General features: G+C 67.6%; 14 protein-coding genes. 7 read left to right on the top strand and 7 right to left on the bottom strand.

Annotated elements, in window-relative coordinates:
- Positions 1–111 precede the first annotated feature (111 nt).
- From J4G12_08715 to J4G12_08700, 4 genes are all read left to right on the top strand, one after another.
- Positions 112–4,155, top strand: a complete 4,044-nt coding sequence (locus tag J4G12_08715; protein ID MCE2455877.1) for an Ig-like domain-containing protein — start codon at positions 112–114, stop codon at positions 4,153–4,155.
- 88 nt (positions 4,156–4,243) lie between these two features.
- On the top strand, positions 4,244–4,876 hold the full coding sequence (locus J4G12_08710; protein MCE2455876.1) for a DsbA family protein: 633 nt from the start codon (positions 4,244–4,246) through the stop codon (positions 4,874–4,876).
- Between the two features lie 30 nt (positions 4,877–4,906).
- A complete protein-coding gene (locus J4G12_08705; GenBank protein ID MCE2455875.1) occupies positions 4,907–5,263 on the top strand; it encodes a hypothetical protein in 357 nt (118 codons plus the stop codon).
- A gap of 6 nt (positions 5,264–5,269) precedes the next feature.
- Positions 5,270–7,006 (top strand): DEAD/DEAH box helicase, encoded by a 1,737-nt coding sequence (locus J4G12_08700; protein ID MCE2455874.1) that lies wholly within the window; start codon positions 5,270–5,272, stop codon positions 7,004–7,006.
- Here the strand turns inward: J4G12_08700 and J4G12_08695 are convergent.
- Entirely contained in the window at positions 6,990–7,271 is a 282-nt protein-coding gene (locus tag J4G12_08695) for an HU family DNA-binding protein (protein ID MCE2455873.1), read from the bottom strand. The two genes, J4G12_08700 and J4G12_08695, sit on opposite strands and share 17 nt — an antisense overlap.
- A 138-nt stretch (positions 7,272–7,409) precedes the next feature.
- Between J4G12_08695 and J4G12_08690 the strand changes: the two genes are divergently transcribed.
- Complete coding sequence (locus tag J4G12_08690; protein MCE2455872.1) at positions 7,410–8,177, top strand: potassium channel family protein; 768 nt, start codon at positions 7,410–7,412, stop codon at positions 8,175–8,177.
- Positions 8,178–8,261: 84 nt separating this feature from the next.
- On the opposite strand, the gene J4G12_08685 is transcribed toward J4G12_08690, so the two are convergent.
- Together J4G12_08685 and infA are read right to left on the bottom strand one after the other, a co-directional pair.
- On the bottom strand, positions 8,262–8,459 hold the full coding sequence (locus J4G12_08685; GenBank protein ID MCE2455871.1) for a hypothetical protein: 198 nt from the start codon (positions 8,457–8,459) through the stop codon (positions 8,262–8,264).
- A 134-nt stretch (positions 8,460–8,593) separates the two neighbouring features.
- Positions 8,594–8,809, bottom strand: a complete 216-nt coding sequence (infA, locus tag J4G12_08680) for a translation initiation factor IF-1 (GenBank protein ID MCE2455870.1) — start codon at positions 8,807–8,809, stop codon at positions 8,594–8,596.
- 222 nt (positions 8,810–9,031) lie between these two features.
- Between infA and J4G12_08675 the strand changes: the two genes are divergently transcribed.
- Entirely contained in the window at positions 9,032–10,087 is a 1,056-nt protein-coding gene (locus J4G12_08675; protein MCE2455869.1) for a hypothetical protein, read from the top strand.
- 3 nt (positions 10,088–10,090) lie between these two features.
- On the opposite strand, the gene J4G12_08670 is transcribed toward J4G12_08675, so the two are convergent.
- The 4 genes from J4G12_08670 to J4G12_08655 form a co-directional block, all read right to left on the bottom strand.
- On the bottom strand, positions 10,091–12,133 hold the full coding sequence (locus J4G12_08670; GenBank protein MCE2455868.1) for a hypothetical protein: 2,043 nt from the start codon (positions 12,131–12,133) through the stop codon (positions 10,091–10,093).
- On the bottom strand, positions 12,112–14,286 hold the full coding sequence (locus J4G12_08665) for a DPP IV N-terminal domain-containing protein (GenBank protein ID MCE2455867.1): 2,175 nt from the start codon (positions 14,284–14,286) through the stop codon (positions 12,112–12,114). Before J4G12_08665 ends, J4G12_08670 begins: the two co-directional genes overlap by 22 nt.
- A gap of 143 nt (positions 14,287–14,429) precedes the next feature.
- Complete coding sequence (locus J4G12_08660) at positions 14,430–14,858, bottom strand: hypothetical protein (GenBank protein ID MCE2455866.1); 429 nt, start codon at positions 14,856–14,858, stop codon at positions 14,430–14,432.
- 130 nt (positions 14,859–14,988) lie between these two features.
- Positions 14,989–15,723: a carboxypeptidase regulatory-like domain-containing protein gene (locus J4G12_08655; GenBank protein ID MCE2455865.1), complete on the bottom strand. Its 735-nt coding sequence runs from the start codon at positions 15,721–15,723 to the stop codon at positions 14,989–14,991.
- A 104-nt stretch (positions 15,724–15,827) separates the two neighbouring features.
- Here J4G12_08655 and uvrA point away from each other — a divergent pair, with 104 nt between their 5' ends.
- Positions 15,828–18,638, top strand: coding sequence for an excinuclease ABC subunit UvrA (gene uvrA / locus J4G12_08650; protein MCE2455864.1), 2,811 nt, complete (start codon positions 15,828–15,830; stop codon positions 18,636–18,638).
- Positions 18,639–18,645 lie beyond the last annotated feature (7 nt).

Below are 18,645 nucleotides of genomic sequence, written 5' to 3'. Positions count from 1 at the left end.
GACGGGACGGCCGCGATCACGGCGACGGCGGGGTCGACGTCGGGGAGCGCGGCGGTGACGGTGGCCCAGGCGGTGAGCGCGGTGGCGGTTGGTCCCGCCGTCGACACGCTGGTGACGGGCGACACGCTGCGGCTGACGGCGGAGGCGACCGACGCGAACGGCCACGCCGTGGCGGGGGTCGAGTTCACGTGGGAGTCGAGCGACACGCTGGTTGCGACGGTGGACGGGTCGGGCCTGGTGAGCGGGACCGGGGCGGGCGAGGTGGAGATCGCGGCGACGGCTGAGGGGGTCGCGGGTGCCGCGCAGCTCGCGGTCGCGGCTCCTGTGCCGACGACCGTGGCGGTGGCCCCGGACACGGTGGCGTTCGCGGCGCTGGGGGACACGGCGCGGCTCACGGCCGAGGTGCGGGATCAGATCGGGCGGGTCCTGGCGGGCGCGACGGTCTCCTGGTCGAGTTCGGACACGACCGTCGCGACGGTGGACGAATCCGGGCTGGCGACGGCGGCGGGCGTCGGAACCGCGACGATCACGGCCGCTGCGGGATCGGCGTCGGACACTGCGATAATCACGGTGACGCTCTCGGTCGGTGTCGTCGTCCGTCCGTCCGCCGACACGATCGCGCCCGGCGACACGGTGCGGCTGGCGGCCGAGCTGTTCGACGAGAACGGGCGCCGCGTGAGCGGTGCGGCCTTCAGCTGGTCGACGAGCGACATGTCGGTGGCTGGCGTGGACGGCGTGGGTCTGGTTCGCGGAGTCGGCGAAGGCGCCGCGACGATCACCGCGACGGCGGGCGAAGCCTTCGGCATCTCCGAGATCACGGTGGAATACCCCGACCGGGCGGCGCTGATGGCTCTCTACGAGGCGACGGACGGCCCCAACTGGGCCAGGAACGACAACTGGCTGACCGACGCGCCGCTCGAGGACTGGTACGGTGTGCGTACCGACGGGTCGGGGCGCGTCGTCGATTTGCGTCTGGGCGATAACGAGCTCACCGGTCGGATTCCGGTAGAGCTTGGGGACTTGGTCAACCTGAGGACGCTCGATCTGGAGAGGAACGCGCTGGACGGTCCGATTCCATCCGAATTTGCCACCCTGGCTCAACTACGGACGCTGCACCTGAAAGACAACGCGCTGGAGGGCCCGATCCCGGCCGAGCTCGGAAGCTTGGTGAACCTTTACCGGCTCCAGCTGAGCACTAACTACCTCACCGGTCCGATTCCGGCCGAACTCGGCAACCTCGAGAACCTCAACTGGCTCCTACTGAACTACAACAACCTCGACGGTCCGATTCCGTCCGAGCTTGGGGACTTGGTCAACCTGAGGACGCTCATTCTGTATGGGAACGAGCTGGAAGGCCCGGTTCCGTCCGAGCTGGGTAGTCTGGTCAGCTTGACAGATTTCCGGCTGCATAGTAACAATCTAACCGGCCCGATTCCGCAAAGCTTTCTGCAACTTGACAAGCTTGTGAGATTCTCCATCGCCCGAAACGACGGCCTTTGCGTGCCCGGCATTTCGGCATTTGTTGCATGGCTGGAGGGCATCGGATTCGGGGACGGGTCGGACGCTCTCTGCAACGAGTCCGACTGGAAGGCGCTCGAGTTGCTGTTCGAGCGAGCGGGCGGATCCGGCTGGACGAATGCCGATGGGTGGGTCGGCGGCCCGGCCCTGAAAGAGTGGCACGGGGTCCGGGCCGACTCGCTGGGTCGCGTGACGGCGCTCGACCTGGAGCGAAACGGACTCTCGGGACGACTTGCGGCGAGTCTCGGGACGTTGGCTCGGATGACGGAGTTGAGGATCGGTGGCAACACGGCCCTGTCCGGCCCGCTTCCGCAGTCGCTGGCGACGCTGCCATTGCGCGCGCTTCACTACGAGGGGACCGGCGTTTGCGCACCGTCTCAGGCGGGGTTCCGGGAATGGTTGAACGCGATACCGTCCCACGAGGGCACGGGCGTCGCGTGCGCACCGCTGTCGGACCGCGAGATCCTGGAGCTCGCATACGAGACACTTGGCGGACCTGGCTGGTACAAGAACGACAACTGGCTGACGGACGCGCCGCTCGGGGACTGGTATGGAGTGGAGGTGAACGACCAGGGTCGCGTGACCGGCCTGTCACTGACCTACAACCGTCTCTCGGGGGTGATCCCCCCCGAGCTCGGAAGCCTGAAGCATCTGGTGCGGCTGAACCTCGGTGGTAGTCGTTTCTTGGCGGGTCCGATCCCGGCAGAGCTCGGCGATCTCGCCGAACTGAGAGACCTCATCCTGTGGGGGAGCCTGGAAGGCGCGATTCCCGCCGAACTCGGGCGACTCCACAACCTGACGAGGCTCGACCTCTCGAACAATCAATTGGCGGGGACGGTCCCGTCCGAGCTTGGAGACCTTGCCAAACTGCGCGGTCTGTTCCTCGGCGGCAACGAACTGGCGGGTCCGATCCCCGCCGAGTTGGGCAGCCTGTCCAACCTCGAAGTGCTGGCTCTCGCCCGGAACGGGCTGGTCGGCTCGCTGCCCCCCGAGTTCGGAGGACTGACGAGCCTCCAAGAGCTCTTCCTGTCGGGCAACGCGGAGATGTCGGGCGCCCTTCCGGCGGAACTGACCGCTTTGACTTCGCTGGAAATGTTCGCGGCCTACGGCACCGGACTCTGCGCGCCGTCCGACGCCGGCTTCCTCGACTGGCTGGACCGCCTGTTGAACGGGCGCATTCCACTGTGCGGAGGCAGGCGCACGATGGCGTATCTCGTGCAGACGGTGCAGTCGCGGGAGTTCCCGGTCCCGCTCGTTGCGGGCGAGGAAGCGCTGTTGCGAACGTTCGTCACGGCAACGCGGGAGAACCGGGAGCCCCAGCCACGCGTCCGCGCCTCGTTCCATGTGGACGGGGCGCTCGTTCACACGGCCGAGATTCCGGCAGGCGCCGGTCCGATTCCGACCGTCGTGGAGCAGGGATCGCTGGCCGCGTCCGCCAACGCCGCGATCCCGGCCGCCGCGATCCGCCCGGGACTGGAAATGGTCGTCGAGATCGACCCGGACGGGACGCTGGACCCGGGGCTGGGCGTCGCGAGACGGATCCCCGAAACCGGCCGCCTTCCCGTCGACGTGCGCGAAATGCCCGTCCTCGACCTCACGGTGATCCCCTTCCTGTGGAGCGTCGATCCGGACTCGGCGATCCTGGGCCAGACGGCCGGCATGGCGGCCGATCCCCACGGTCACGAACTGCTTTACGAAACCCGAACCCTGCTGCCGGTCGGCGCTCTCGAAGTGACGGCGCACGCACCCGTGCTCTCGTCGAGCAACAACCCGCGCGACCTCCTTCGCGAAACGGGCGTGATCCGTGCGCTCGAAGCGGGTGGCGGCCACTGGATGGGCATGATGTCGGGACGGTTCCGGGGCGGTGTGGCGTTCCGGCCGGGCCGGGTCAGCGCCGCAGGACCGAACAGCGGAACCATCTCGCACGAACTGGGCCACAGCATGAGCTTGTGGCATGCGCCGTGCGGGGGCCCCGGGGGGGTGGACCCGGCGTTCCCGTACCCCGACGGATCGAGCGGTGTCTGGGGCTACGACTTCGAAGGAGGCGGACTGGTGCACCCGAGCAGGCCGGACGTGATGTCGTACTGCGGCCCCCACTGGGTCAGCGACTACCATTTCACCAAGGCGCTCCGCTTCCGCCTCGCCGACGAGGGGAGCGGCGGCGACGCCATCGTTGCCGAACCGGCGGCCTCCCTCATGCTGTGGGGCGGTGTTCTGGAACCCGCGTTCGCGGTCGACGCGCCGCCGCTGCTGCCCGACTCCGCCGGCGATCATCGGATCGTCGGAACCGCCACCGACGGCGAGACGCTCTTCTCGATCAGCTTCGCCATGCCCGTGCTGGCGGACGGCGACGGGGAATCGTCGTTCGTCTTCGTCGTGCCCGCCCGGCCCGCCTGGCAGGCCGCGCTCGCCGCCGTCACGCTCACCGGGCCCGGAGGGACCGTCGCGCTCGACGGCGACAGCGACCGCGCCATGGCCATCCTGCGCGATCCGCGCACGGGGCAGGTGCGCGCCATCCTTCGCGACCTGCCGCCCCAATACCGACTTGCCGCTGACGCAAAGGCGGGCGTGGCGGAACCCGGCCTGGACATGCTGTTCAGCCGCGGGATGCCGGATGCCGCCGCTTGGAGACGGTGAGCGCTCGAGAGTGCGATGCCATGCCGCCCCCGATTTCCTTGGACGGCACCCCGGCGACCCGTCCGGGGTCCGAGGAAGAGGAGGCGGGTTGACCGACCCCTCCGGACGAGCCTCCTCAGCCCCCCGATTCCATTTCGACCTGACCGACCCGCTCTCCTATGCCGTCGAGCTTGAGCTGGGGAGCTTGGCGCGGTCGGGGCCGAGGCGATACGATCTCGCTGCAGTCGAACGCGTACCCATCACGTCTCGCGGCGTCCTGACCGACACCGCGGACCCCGCTTGGGCCCGCCGTCTGAAGAGCGCCCGCGAGGCGGTTCCAGCGCTTCCTCTCGCTTCGGATTTCACCGAAACGCCCCCCCTGCTCGTGCCCGATCCCGGCAAGGCTCACGAGCTCGTGCTGTTCGCGAGCGGGCACGACCAAGCGGCCCGCGCGACGGCGGCTCTCTTCCACGCCTTCTTCGCGGAGGGGCGCGACATCGGGAGGATCGACGTGCTGGTCAAGATCGGCAGGCGCCTTGGACTCTCGGAGGGCGAGGTGAAGGTCACCCTCGATCTGGACATCCACGCGGCCGAGCTCGCAACACGGAGCACGAGGGCCCGAGAGCGGGGTATTGAGCTACCTTGCCTGACGCTGGGAGAGCCCGACGATCCGGAGTTCCGCGTCTTTCGCGGTTACCATGGGGCTTTGGAGATCGCGGATTTCCTTTTTCACGGCGGATGAGCTCGGACCCACCGCTCCAACCGACACACCATGGCTTCATACCAGCGCAAGACCGTTCTGACTCCGCCCGAGGCCTTCGAGCTTGCTGCGGACATTCTGTCCAACGTGCTCAAGCTATCCAAGACCGGGCAATCGGACCACGAGGCGACTTTCACGGGCGAGGAGGGCACGGTGGCGCTCTCCGCGCACCGCCATGGTCCCTACACCTCCGTCACCGCCACCACCGACAAGCTTCGCACCTCCCGACTCGATTACGAAGTACAGCGGATCCTGAGCTGGATGCCGTACGAGCCCGGCGACAAGCGCGGTCCGGCGTCGACCCGGCTGATGGGACGAGGCCCGCGTGGCTCGAAGCGGGCCTGGAGCGCTTCGGCGTCCAGCCGGTAATAGTCCGTGAGCGTGGACGAGCTAGGCCTCTCCGATGCCGTGATCGAGGCCCTGACACTTGAGGGTATCGAGACTCCGACAGCCGTCCAGATCGCGGCGATTCCAGCGGTCCGGCGCGGAAAGGACGTCTTCATCGAAGCCGGTAGCGGCGCGGGTGTCACATGGGCGTGGGCATCGGGCCTGATCGACCGCCTCGCGAACGGGAACGGCGACTCTACGGGTGGGATCGCTCTCGTGGTCGCCGCGACGGAGGAAAGAGCCGGCTATCTGGCCGAGAACGTCGCGCGGGTGGCCGCCGCCCGCGGTCTCGCGATCGCGGCGACGGGCGGCGTCTGGAGGAACGCGGCCGGGGCGAACCTGCTCTTCGCCACGCCGGACGACATCGCCGAGCTTGTCTCGGCTCCCGACGGCTCCGCGCCTGGCGACAACAACGCGCCGGGCCTCTCTCCCTCGGGCTCGCTGACGGTGCTCCACTCTACTCCGAGCGGACGAGGCCTTAACGAGATCTCGGCGCTCGTCATCGACCAGCTTTCCCGCCTTGAAAAACAGCATGGCCTGGAACAGGTCGGACGCCTGCTGGGGGCGCTGCCCGGAGACACTCAGCGGATCGTCACCGCCTTCCCGGCCACGAGCGGAGTGCGCGATCTCTGCAGGGCTCATCTCAGGAAGGCCCCGAGCATAACCGGATGGCCGACCGCTACGGAACCGCCTCGCGGCCGCGGCGGTCTGCGCTACCGGGTCACCCTGGAGGACCGAGAGGAGGCCGCGCTCGAGGTTGCGCGCTCACTCATGGCGGAGGGCGTCCGTCACGTCATCGTCTTCCGCAAGGGCGACGACGCCTTGGCGGATTTCGGGGACCTGGCGGCCCTGCGGGGGTTCGGCGCCGGGGGAGTCGGGGATGCCGACTGCTCAATCTGGCTCGCCCGCGATGTCGCCTCGACGCAGGAAGCGCTGAGCCTTTCGACCCCCCGCATCCCTCCGTCGCATCTCGCCGTGCTGAGCTGCGATCTGCCGCACTCGCCGAAGGAGCTGCACGCTCGCCACGAGCTGTCGCCGATCTCGGCCGCCGTGGCGCTGCCGAGGGAGGTGGCGCACCTGAAGGCCGTGCTGAAGGCCGCCGGTTACGCCGGCGTTCCCTGGCCTGCGCGCGCAAGGACGCCGGACAGGGTCGACGCCCTGCTCGATCCCATCCGGAAGACGGCCGGGAACGAGGCTACGACAGCTTACCTGGCGGCGCTCCAGCCGCTCTTCGAGGAAATGGAGCCGGCGGAGGTGGCGGCTGCGGCGGTCTCCCTATGGCGAGCGAGCGCGAACGCCGCCACGCCCTACGCGGCGACGCCGCAGGCGGAGACGACCTCCTCGGATCAGCCGGAGTGGGAGAAGCTTTTCCTCAGTTGCGGCCGCCGCGACGGCGCGGGCCCCGGCGACATCCTCGGGGCGATCACCGGGGAGGCCAAGGTGGCCGGCACCGACGTCGGCAAGATATCCATTCAGGAGAGCCACACCCTGGTGGAAATCCGCCGGGAGGTGGCCAAGACCGTCGTACGCGCCCTGAACGGGTGCAGCCTGAAGGGAAGGGCGGTACGCGTGGACTTCGATCGTCCACGTGACACGCGAACCCAAAACGACCGGAACGTCCGATCGGATCGCTCTTCGGGCAGGACGCGAGAACGCGCCGCACCCGGCGGAGGCCCCGGAAGGCGTCCGCCGGAACGCCGTGATCGTCCTAGAAAGCGTCCTTGAGGCCTTTTCCGGCCCGGAAGGCGGGGTACTGCGACGCCGCGATCTCGATGGTCGCGCCGGTGGCCGGGTTCCGGCCGGTGCGCGCGGCGCGGCTGCGTCGCTCGAAGGTGCCGAAGCCGATAACCTGAACGCGGTCGCCGTTACGGAGCGCCTCGACTATGGCGCCGTCGTCGGAGGAGAAGATCGCGTTTACGGCGTCCATGGCCTCTTTTCTCGAGATGGAGGCCTTGGCGGCTACCGCGGCGGCAAGATCGGACTTGTTCATCGGGAGGGATTCCTCTGGGGTTGGAGTGACTCCGAACGGGCGTGGATGAGCCCTTCACCTCATATAATGGCGAATGCGTAACCAAACCGCAACCACCCGTGCGCACCGACACCCAAGGCTCGGCGAACGCGAACCGCTATGCTGAGGAAGTGGGTCCGGCGACTCATGCTGGCTGCGTGCTTCGTCGTCTTCGTGGTCTCGGGGGGAACGATCGGGTACATGCTCATCGAAGGGCAGTCCCTGGGAGATTCCCTGTACATGGCGGCGATAACCGTCTCCGCAGTAGGTTACAGCGAGATTTTTCCACTTTCGACGGCTGGTCGCGCGCTCACCCTATCGCTGCTCGTGGCGGGCATCACCGCGATCGCCGTCTGGTTCGCGACCATAACCGAGGCCTTGGTTGAGTACGACCTCAAACGGGCGTTGGGCGACTGGTCCATCGGCAGGGAGCTGAGAAGAGTGAACGGTCACGTTATCGTGTGCGGCGCCGGCAGGACGGGTCGGTTGGTGGCCGGCAAGATCCGCGCGGACGGCCTTCGATGCGTGATGATCGAGGTCGACGAGGGTAAGATAAGGCAACTGAAGGAGGACGGGGGCGGAGAGGACCTTTACCGCGGCGACGCGACCTCGGACGAGGTGCTTCGGAGGGCCGGCGTGACCCGTGCCGTGGGACTCGTCGCCTGCCTGACGCGAGATGCCGATTCGCTCTTCGTCTGCCTTTCGGCTCGGACTCTGGGTCCCGAAGGCCTGCGGATAGTCGCGAGGGTTCGGAACGAGGAGTCGGTAGCCAAGATGAAGCGGGCCGGAGCCGACCAGGTGGTCAGTCCGTCGGTGAGCACCGCGCTGTCGCTGGTGGAATACCTGGAAATGGACGTCCGGAATCCGAACACCGGAATGAAGGACTGAAGCCGCCGCCGGAGATGGAGGTCGCGGCGAGAAGCCGCCGCCGACCGTTTCGCGGGACCGGCCCTTGAGGCCCGGCCGGAACCGTCAGCAGCAGTCGCCTTTCTTCTGGCTCTTCATGAACCTCCAGAGGAGCCAGACGCCGGCGCCGATGAGGGCGACCTTGAGGAAGGTGGCGAAGATGCCGAAGAGTATGCCGAAGATGGGCAGGACCAGAGGCGCGAGCAGCTTGAGCGCCAGGAGAACGACGGCGCCGCCCATGGCTGCGTAGGCGAAGTTGCGCATTCAGGAGCTCCGTAAGTGCGGGAGGAGGGGTTCGGCGCCGCCGGGGTCGACGTCGCCGGGATGTCCGCATGGTACGCACCCCGGGAATCCCGGGTTTCGGGCGGTCCGGGTTAGGGGCGGTTCGCCCTCGACGGCTACTTGTAGCGGTACGTGATGCGACCGCGTGAAAGATCGTAAGGAGAGAGTTCGCACTTGACCCGATCGCCCTCCAGGACGCGGATGTAATTCTGCCGCATCTTGCCGGAGAGGTAGGTCAGGATCTCGTGTCCGTTCTCGAGCAGAACTCGGAAGGTCGCGTTTGGCAACACCTCCTTTACGGTTCCTTCGATCGCTATTGCTTCTTTCGCCACTAGTTTCCATTTCGAGTGTACGCCCTTCGGCGAGGGCGAGGTCGGCGCGGGAGCGGGTGGAGCTGCTCCGGCGTTCCGGCGACATTTGCGCCGCTTACCTTATAGGGAACCATGGTTGAACGCAAGTCTTCCGCTTCCAATGCGCGCTCCGAGGCTCGTTCCGCACGGCCTTCCGAATCCGGGAATGCGCTGGATGACAGGTGTGTTCGGTGCGGCGGCCCGATGGACGCCGACGAGGTGCCGCCCCGCCCGGATCTCGCATACGTTCGCCGCCGCCGGGTCTATCGGTGTCGTCGTTGCAAGGGCGTCAAGGTCAGCGATCTTGCCCTGCCGACAAGCGTTCTTGCCCTGGTCGTCGCCGTTCTCTCGATGGCCGCCCCGGCCTTCGGTCAGTCCACGTCCGAATTCCCGCGCATCCCTTGGGCGAGCGCTTCGGTGCGGGCTTTGGGGCTGGGCGGCGCCTACCAGCTCGGTGCGTCACGGGCCGACGCGGTCTTCTACCATCCCGCCGTCGTGAACGGCGGTGCCAGGGGGTTCGGGGCCCAACTCCAGTTCTGGAGCGGCGACGCCGTCCAGGCGACCTTGGCCGCGGCCCGGTCCTGGCACGGAGGCACCGTCGCCCTGGGGGTGAACTCGCTGCGCATTAGCGATTACACCGTCGTTCCCTTGAGCGCCCACCACTCCTGGTCGCCGGTCGGCTCCCACGTTTCTCCCGTCGACCTGGGGCAGGGCGAGATAATTCGCGGCGGCGGCTCGGGGGCTTCGACGCTCTCGGTCCACTTGGGCTATGCCCGCGAGCTGGGACCGCTCGACATCGGGGTGACGACGAAGCTGGCCGAGGAGGGCCTGGGAAGCGCGCGATGGCGGGAGCCGCTCGTCGACCTGGGTGTCTCGACGGAGCTGGTCGGTGTGACCGTGGCGGCTTCCTATCAGAACCTCGGGCGCGAGAAGCTGAACGCCGAGCCGCGGCGGATGAGGGTGGGTCTGGGCAGGTACGGAATCCAGGCGGGTCCTCTCGACCTGGGGTTCGCGGGCGAGCTCAGCGTGCTCGGCTCCGCCACCATTCCGGCCGGCGGCGTCGAGGTCGGCTACTGGCCGGTTTCGGGGCGGACTTTCGTGGCTCGGGCGGGACTGCGCAGGGTCGTCGCGGGCGGGGCCTCGCCCGTCACGCTCGGGTTTTCGTTCTGGGGGGACGAGATTGCCCTGGAATGGGGCTTTCAGCCCGTCGACTGGGCGGAGGCGGGCGGCACCCACCGCTTCGGGCTGGCCTGGCGCTGAGGACTACCGGTAGCGGGCCGTCCAGAACTCCGGGTGCAGTTCGCTGATACCGATCCGGTCGATCACCACCTCGCCGTCTTCGCTCCGATCAAAGACGAAGCGAAGTTCGACCAGCCTCCTGAGGCTCAGCTCGGGTTCGGCTTCGAGGAAATCCCCGAGGGGTATCGCGTAATCCTGGAGCGTCAGTTCCCACTGGTTGGCGTAGCTTTCCCGCTCCCGGTCTCGTCGTCTGAGAATGTAGATGTCGAGCGGAAGCCGGAGGGCGCCGTAGTCGGCGACGGCGAGCCGGGCGGTTCGGCCGGCGTCATCCGCGGCCTCCACCCAGACCAGCGGCGGCGCGGCGGCGGAGTCGGACTGATCGCCCCGGCCCCGCCGAGTCGGCGAGAGAGAGAAATTGAAGGAATGGAGCCTGCCCAGAGCCCAGCGGGCCGCCATCCGAGCAGGCAACTCGACCGCGAACCTGGCTTCCCGGTCATCCGGCAGTCCGCGAGTTGCTGCGGCCGCCCCGTCTCCCGCCCCGTCGTTCAGGGCCGGATCGCTCTCGGCGCCTGAGCTTCCGGAGCGATCACCTTCCGACGGGGTGGGTCCGCCGTCGCCGTCGCTCTCGTCGTCCTCGTCTTCGCCCCCGGCGCTCCATCCGACCGTCACCGCCTGGGATTCCTGCGAGGAGGAGGTGGTGGCCCGGTTGCTCGACCTCAGCGTCAAGGTGGATTCCTTCCAGGTCGAGAGGGAGTCGCCGCGCAGCCCGACGCCTGCGGCCGTGCCGGTCTCGACATCGATGTCCTCCTCGAAGGAGGCCAGCTCCCGGAACGCGTTGGTCTCGAAGCGGGTCACGTACATGGTCTTGGGCAGCCAGTCGCCGATGACGCGGTGATCCCGGAATATGGGGAGATAGTCGAGGTTGTCCTTCAACACCGCTTCCAGGAAGGCCGACACGTAGATCTCCGCGAACCGGCGCTGCTCCTCGGGTGTGATCAGCGAACGGAGGTCGAGCGAACGTCCGCTGCGCGGCCCCCGGTCGTGAGCCCCCCAGACCGTGTTCCACTGGCCGTGATTGGCGCGGTAGACGTATACGGCAGACTTGAAGCGCATCTCGTCGGGATCGCCGAGCACGACACGGTCGTAGAGTCGCAGGCCGTGGAAGCTCGTCACGTCGCCGTCGTGCGAACCGTGGAAGGTCAGGTAGCTCAGGTCCTTCGCCACGACCTTGCGGCCTGTGGGCAGGTATTGGCCGTCGACGGGCGCGATCGAGACGATGCCCCGGATACCGTACTCGAAGTCGAAGACGACGGTGGCGTCGTCCGGGTAGCGGGCGAGCCGGTTGAAGGCTGCGGCGTTGGCCACGGCCTCACCGCCGCGCGAATGGCCGATGAGGGCGATCCGGTCCATCGCCACTCGACCGAAGAAGGGATTGCCGGACTCTTCGTTGAAGCGCTCGAACTGCTCGATGTGTTTGAGCAGAAACCAGCCGCGCGCGTCGTTCTCGCCCCTGATGCCGCCGTTGATGAAGTTCTCGTCGACGCTGGCGAGGATGTAGCCTCGGCTCGCCAGCAGATTGCCCAGGTAGTCGTATCCCGGATCCGAGAAGTCGCGCATGTTGTGGTTGCCGTGGACCACGAGCACGAGCGGGAAGGGGCCGTCGCCCGCAGGATACCACACGCGGGCGTTGAGCGGCATTTCCTCGGGCGTGAAGCCCCAGTAGTCGTTCCGCTCGTCTGCCGAGCTCCCGAGATCGACGAGCTTGGAGGCGTCGACCGCAGGTGTGACGATGCTCACCGAGTCCCGGTACTCGGGTCGCCTCAGGTCCGTGCCGCTGCCGTAATAAAGGGTGAGCACCTCCAAGGGCCCGGGCTGCCCGGGGTCGGGAGCCGCGAGCGTGTGCCGATCGAGCACCCGGTCGGCGTCGTTCGGAGAGAGGCGCAGCGCCGGATGACAGCCGAAAAATGCGACGCCCAGCAGGACGACGACGCCCAGACGGTCGCGCCGGCCCGTCGCGCCGCGTGCAGTTGCGGAACCGCGTCGCGCTACCCCACAGGGCGTTCCCACCTGCCGATCTCGTAGCCCGCAGGCGGTTCGGCGTTCAGGAGATGGCGCACGAAGTAGTCCCAGCGCCTCCGCATCATGTAGGGTTCGTTGCCGAAACCGTGACCGCGGTTGGGAAGCAGAAGCAGGTCGAAGTCCTTGTTGGCGGCGATCAGCGCGTCGACCACGAGCATGGTGCTGGAGTGCGGAACGTTGGTGTCGAGAGTTCCGTGCGCGAGCAGCAGCTTGCCGCGCAGATTGCCGGCCTGGAGCTGGTTCGCCTGATTGTCGTAGTTGGTGGTGCCGTCCTCGTACTCTTCCAGCAGCCCCTGCCACTTCTCGCCCCAATCGTCCTCGTAGTTGCGGTTGTCGTGGTTGCCCGCCTGCGAAACCGCGACGTGGTAGAAGTCCGGATGGCGCAGGATCGCACCGGCTGCGGCGAACCCGCCCCCCGAGTGACCGTAGATGCCGACCCGGTCGAGGTCGATCCAGGAGTGGCGCTCTGCGAGCTGCCGGATTCCGGCGATCTGATCGGGTATGCCGTTGTCACCCATGTCGCCGTAGTAGAACTCGTGGAACGCCTTCGATCGTCCGGGCGTCCCCATGGCGTCGAGCTCGATGACCACGAAGCCGAGCTCGGCGATCGCCTGCAGGTCCCGGTGAGCGGTGCGGAAGGCGCGGCTGCCCACGCTGCCGCTCTGAGGACCCGGGTAGAGGTAGTTGACCACCGGATAGCTATTCTGCGGGTCGAATTTCGACGGGCGGAAGAGCAGTCCGCGGAGATCGGTCTCGCCGTCTCGGGCCTTGACCGCGAAGGGAAGCGGCGGCGTCCATCCGGTCGCCTCCAGGGCCGAGATGTCGGCTCGGGCCAGCTCGACCGCCACCTCGCCGTTTCGGTCGCGGAGGACCGCCGTCGGGGGCGTCGTCGGGGTCGAACGCTCGTCGTAAAAGTAGGCGTGATTCGGGCCCACGGAGACGGCGTGATGGGCCGAATCGGGCGTGAGCAGCACCGGGGCGCCGCCGTCGAGGCCGGCTCGGTAGAGGTAGTGAAAATAAGGGTCGCCGGGCTCGCGACCTCCTGCGGTGAACCAGACTTCGCGCCTGTCCTCGTCCACGGAGACGATGTCGAGCACGGTCCAGTCGCCGGAGGTCACCCGCCTGACCGCTTCGCCGCTCTCGGTGTCGTAGAGGTGGAGATGCCCCCAGCCGTCGCGTCGGCTGTACCAGAGGATTTCGTTCGTCCCGGAGAGGAAGCGCCAGCCGATCGAATGTATGAAGGTCTCTTCGGTCTCGGTGAAGAGATCGCGCACCTCCCCGGTCTCGGCGTCGGCGATGCGCATGACGGCGCGCTTGTGGTCGCGGGAGCTGGAAACGAAAGCCAGGGTGCGGCCGTCGGCCGACCACTCGGCGTCACCGAGCTCGCCCCCGCAGACAACGTGGTCGGAGCAGGTGGTCCGATGCTGGTCGGGGGGCATGGCGAGATGGACGATTCCCTCTCCCGCCGGAGCCTCGACGTCGATCACCGCTCGGTGAATACGGAAGATGACGGTGTCCTCGGGCAGGGGATAGCGCCAGCGATCCACCTCGGGGTGCCCCACCTTCGTGCTGACAAGCGTCATGTGTCCCACACCGCGGGAATCGTGCTTGAAGGTGGCGATCCTCCGCGAGTCCGGAGACCACTTCACCACGGGACCCGGGCCCCGGACCCAGCCGGCGTTGTTGGTTCCCCAGCCGAAGTCCTCGATTCCGTCCGCGGTCAACCGCTTCTCCTCCCCGCTGTCGAGCTCGCGCAGCCAGAGATCGTGGTCGCGGATGAAGACCGCACGTCCACCCGAGGGCGAGACGACGAGCTCTCGGCGGGTCCGCGGGTCGGCAGGAGCGCGAGGAAGCTCGGACACGGCCGTCGTCGTGCCCGTTCGCGGGTCGGCGATGAAGACACGGTCAGGTGCGCCCGGTGCTCCGGAGACGCCGAACCGGAACGAACCGTCCGCCAGCCACCGGTAAGAGCCGACGTCGCCGGCCACGAGGTCCGACACGTGGCTCTGAAGGCGGCTTTCGGCGCGTTCGTAATCGCTGGCGAGGAGCTGCCGGAGCTGCTGCCCCTCCGCTTCGGATACGGCGAACCACGAAAGCGGAAGGACTGCCAGGGTCGCGGTCCTGGCGAGGAAGAGTCGCATGCGGAAAGCTCCTTGGGAAAACGGTCGGCGTTCGTCGCTCGGCTACCCCTGGTTGGCGGGAACTGCTCCCGCGAGGCACGGCTCGCGGACCCGGGAAAGGGGGCCGCCAGGCGGCGGCCGTTACCTCGTTCCCGCCAGCGCGGTCAGTCCGTCTTGCGCTTTCCGGTGAAGGCGCGGGGGTCGCCGCGAGGGCCCTGTATGGTTCCTTCCATCTCGTCGCCGCTGATGGTGCCGGAGTAGCTCATCGCCAATGAGCGCTGGCCCATCGACATGCTGGCCACGAAGCTGAAGGAATCGCCTTCGACTTCGATCTCGGAGATGGCCATCGTCATTTCGCGACCGTCGCCTCCCGCTCTCCCCCTCCTCGCGGTGCGGAGCTCGCCCTTGAGCTCGCCGTCCATCATGGTGAAGGAGAGGGTCGAAGAAGCCGAGCCTTGAGGGTTTTCCACGGCAAGTTCCCAGGTGCCGACGAGATCCTGGGCCTGAACCGCAGCCGGGGCGCCGGCGAGCATGAGAGCCAGAACCGAGGCCGGAAGGGTCGATCGCGCGATGCGTGAGGTGAACTTGCTCATTTGCGGTTGGGCAGGGGGGGCACAGGCCGGACAGCCGGTGAGCGCGGCGGCGGTTCGAGCGCGGTCAGGTCGAGCGTCCGCGCCCGGTATCTCTTCGTAGGATAAGAGACACCGAGGACGGAGGCAACGTTTAACGCAGCCAGGCCTCGGTGAAGACGATGATCGCGCCCTGAGGGTAGAGAATCGTCTCGCCGGGCATCACGACGCCCACGGCGTGGGCCATGTCGAGCGGAACGGCGTCGCTGAAACCCTGCGGCAGTTGGAAGTTGTTAAGGTAGACCGGCATGCACCCAGTCCCCCGGGCGCTGAAGCACGGACCGTCGGAGGTATGGAAAACTATTATCCCGGACCGATTCGTCCAGCGCACGAGGTCCGGAAGCGAGTGCCCCCGGGCCAGGTGAGACTGGATCTCCTCGTAGTGGACGATCTCGTTGCGCAGAGAGGCCGGATGCAGTCCGATGAAGAACCGGACCGCGCGTTCCGCCTGGGAGGGGCCGACCTCCACTTCGATCCCTTCGAGGAGGACCGGAGCCACCCTCATCTCCAGGTCGACCCGGTAGGTGCGCTCGGCACTCCTGACCTCCAGGGGCGGAGTCTCGACCCGGTCGTAGCCGATGCGCGCGGCCTCGATCCGGTATATGCCCGGAGAAGGCGCGTCGAGCCGGTACATGCCCTCCTCGTCCGCGATGGAGACGGCCGCCACCTCGCCGTCGCCATCGACGAGCGTCACTATCGCCGTCGCCACCGGGACGCCTAGCCCCTGCTCGATCACCTGGCCGGTGAATCGCTGCGCCTCGATCCGGTCGGCGGACGCGATCATCGCAAGCAAGGAGAGCTCGAGAGCCCAGGTACGCCGGATCTTCATGTGAAGGTCGTACACGGTTACGCGGTCGAATGCTCCGTTCCGCGTGCGCAGGTACCGCCGGTATCTCGGAGGTCCGGCGGTCGGGCCGCGATCTAAATTCAGACATGACCGCCCGTGCCGCTCCAAGCCCCCGACCACCCATCTCGGTCAAAGGGGCCCGTCAGCACAATCTCAAGGGTTTCGACCTCGACATCCCGCGGCGTTCCTTCACGGTGGTGACCGGTCCTTCCGGTTCCGGCAAGAGTTCGCTGGTGATCGACACCCTCTTCGCCGAAGGCCAGCGTCGCTACGTCGAATCGCTTTCCACCTACGCCAAGCAGTTCCTGGAGAGAATGGAGAGGCCGGACGTCGAGGCTGTCGACAACCTGCCTCCGGCGGTCGCCATCGAACGAAAGAATCCGACGAGCTCCACACGCTCGACCGTCGGCACCGCCAGCGAGGTTCACGATCTCCTGCGGCTGCTCTGGGCTCGAGCGGGACGCACGCACTGTCCGCGTTGCGACCGGCAGGTGCGCCGCGATACGGTGTCGTCGGTCGTCGACCGTGTCCGGGATCTACCTGAACGAGAGAGGATCCGGGTGGCTTTCCCGCTGGAGGGTCGGAGCGGGGTCGCGCCTGATCGGGTCGCGGCCCGTCTGCTCGCGAGCGGTTACCTGCGCGCCGTGGTCGACGGCGCCGATGTGAACCTGCGAAACGACGGTCCGGACCGAGGCTCCACCGCCGCGCTCGCGTCCGCCGAAGAGCTGCTCGTGGTGGTCGACAGGCTGAGCGTCAGTCGCGAGATGGGGGATCGTCTCGCGGACTCGGTGACGACCTGCTACGCCGAAGGCGGAGGCGAGGTCGTGGTTCTCAGGGACGGCGGTTCTCTCCGCTTCTCCGAACGTTTCGTCTGCCCCGAACATCCGGATCTGGAGTTCGCCGAGCCTGCGCCCAACCTTTTCTCCTTCAACAGTCCGGTCGGCTCCTGCCCCACCTGTTCGGGATTCGGAGCCGTGCTCACCTACTCCTCCGACCTGATCGTGCCGCATCCGACCCGTTCCCTGGCCGAGGGTGCCGTCGATCCCTGGGAGAAGCCGAGATACGTGAAGAGGCGCGCGAAGCTGCTTGCCTTCGCCGCAGGGAGAGGGGTGTCAGAACGGGCTGCCTGGACGGAGCTCCCGGAGGGGTTCAGGAAGGACGTCATCGAAGGCGCGAAAGGCTTCGTGGGAGTGATTCCCTTTCTCAGAACATGCGAGCGAAGACGGTACAAGCAGCACATCCGCATCTTCCTGCGCCGCTATCAGAGGCCCGTGATCTGCGAGGACTGCGGAGGCGAGCGGCTGCGGGAGGAGGCGCGACGCGTGCGAGTGGGCGGGATGACCATCGGGGCTCTCTCGGAGAGGTCCGTGCGCGAGCTGCCCGCGTGGACGGACTCCCTCGAACTCTCTCCGATGGAAGCCGAGATCGCCGCCCCGGTCCTCTCCGAGCTCCGCTCCAGGCTCGATGTGCTGAACCGGGTCGGCCTGGGCTATCTCTCGCTCAGCAGGCAGATGAGGACGCTTTCGGGCGGCGAAGCGCAACGGGTTCACCTCGCAAACACGCTCGGCAGCGCGCTCTTCGACACCCTCTACGTTCTGGACGAACCCACGATCGGCCTCCACCCCCGCGATTCGGCCGGTCTGCTCGACTTGCTCGCGCGTCTGCGGGACGCGGGCAACACCGTGGTGGTCGTCGAGCACGACGAGGAGGCCATACGCGCGGCGGATCACGTGGTCGAGCTCGGTCCGGCTTCGGGCGAACGGGGCGGGGAGGTCGTCTTCGAGGGTCGCGCTCAGGATCTGGCCGGGAAGGAGACCGAGACGGGGCGTTACCTCGCGGGGCGGGTTCCGAGCCGGCCCCGGGTCGGGCGCGTGAAGACGCGGAAGCTTACGCTCAGGGGGGCGCGTCTCCGCAACCTGAGAGGGATCGACGTCTCCCTGCCGCTCGGGGCGTTCACCGCCGTCTCCGGGGTCTCGGGTTCCGGGAAATCCACGCTGGTGCGAGACGTGCTCCACCGGGCCTTGGAGCGGGAGCTCGAGGGCGCGACGACGGCCCGCCGTCACCTGGGAGACGAGATCGGGGCGTACGACTCTCTCGAAGGGGCGGCCGCGCTCGATGCCGCGGTCGTCATCGACCAGTCGCCGATCGGACGAACGCCGCGTTCCAACCCGGCCACCTACGTCAAGGCGTGGGATCACGTGCGCCGGAGCTTCGCATCTCTCCCTGCCGCGAAGGAGCGAGGCTTCCGCGTGGGCGACTTCTCGTTCAACGTGCCCGGCGGGCGCTGCGAGGAGTGCAAGGGGGCCGGAAGCGTGGCGGTGGACATGGTCTTCCTGACCGACGTGTACGTTCCCTGCCGGGAGTGCTCCGGAAGACGCTATCGCAGAGAGCTGCTCGATGTGCGTCTCGACGGACGAAACGTGCACCAGGTGCTGGAGATGACCGCCGACCAGGCCCTGACCTTCTTCGCACACAACCGGCGGCTCGGTCGCATACTCTGGCAGCTCCAGCAGGTGGGACTCGGATACCTGCGGCTGGGGCAGCCCGCCACCACCCTCTCGGGCGGCGAGGCGCAGCGGCTGAAGATCGCCCGCGAGTTCGCCCGGGCCGTGGGGCGAGCCGGACGCAAGCTCTACATCCTGGACGAGCCGACCACCGGCCTCTCGGGAACGGACGTCTCCAGGCTTCTCTCGGTCCTCGACCGGCTGGTCGAGGCGGGCAACACGGTGGTGGTGGTCGAACACAACCTGGATGTTATCCGTTTCGCCGACTGGGTCGTCGACATGGGGCCCGGTGCGGGTGATCGTGGCGGGTCCGTGGTCTATCAGGGGCCGTCGTCGGGTCTTTCGGCCGCCGAAGGGAGCGCGACGGGCCGGTTCCTGGCGGAAGCCGGGTAGGGACCGC

It is taken from the genome of Gemmatimonadota bacterium (genome assembly GCA_021295815.1).
Classification (GTDB): Bacteria; Gemmatimonadota; Gemmatimonadetes; order Longimicrobiales; family Gaopeijiaceae; genus JAGWBQ01.
Note: the sequence above shows the minus strand (reverse complement) of the source record. Positions and strands in the feature narration are given on the sequence as shown.

What these genes read in the sequence shown, in the direction of transcription:
- J4G12_08685 (MCE2455871.1), bottom strand. Translation starts at nt 8,459, where the DNA reads ATGCGCAACTTCGCCTACGCAGCCATGGGCGGCGCCGTCGTTCTCCTG.
- J4G12_08655 (MCE2455865.1), bottom strand. Translation starts at nt 15,723, where the DNA reads ATGAAGATCCGGCGTACCTGGGCTCTCGAGCTCTCCTTGCTTGCGATG.
- J4G12_08660 (MCE2455866.1), bottom strand. Translation starts at nt 14,858, where the DNA reads ATGAGCAAGTTCACCTCACGCATCGCGCGATCGACCCTTCCGGCCTCG.
- J4G12_08695 (MCE2455873.1), bottom strand. Translation starts at nt 7,271, where the DNA reads ATGAACAAGTCCGATCTTGCCGCCGCGGTAGCCGCCAAGGCCTCCATC.
- J4G12_08675 (MCE2455869.1), top strand. Translation starts at nt 9,032, where the DNA reads ATGGACGCCGACGAGGTGCCGCCCCGCCCGGATCTCGCATACGTTCGC.
- J4G12_08705 (MCE2455875.1), top strand. Translation starts at nt 4,907, where the DNA reads ATGGCTTCATACCAGCGCAAGACCGTTCTGACTCCGCCCGAGGCCTTC.
- J4G12_08690 (MCE2455872.1), top strand. Translation starts at nt 7,410, where the DNA reads ATGCTGAGGAAGTGGGTCCGGCGACTCATGCTGGCTGCGTGCTTCGTC.
- uvrA (MCE2455864.1), top strand. Translation starts at nt 15,828, where the DNA reads ATGACCGCCCGTGCCGCTCCAAGCCCCCGACCACCCATCTCGGTCAAA.
- J4G12_08665 (MCE2455867.1), bottom strand. Translation starts at nt 14,286, where the DNA reads ATGCGACTCTTCCTCGCCAGGACCGCGACCCTGGCAGTCCTTCCGCTT.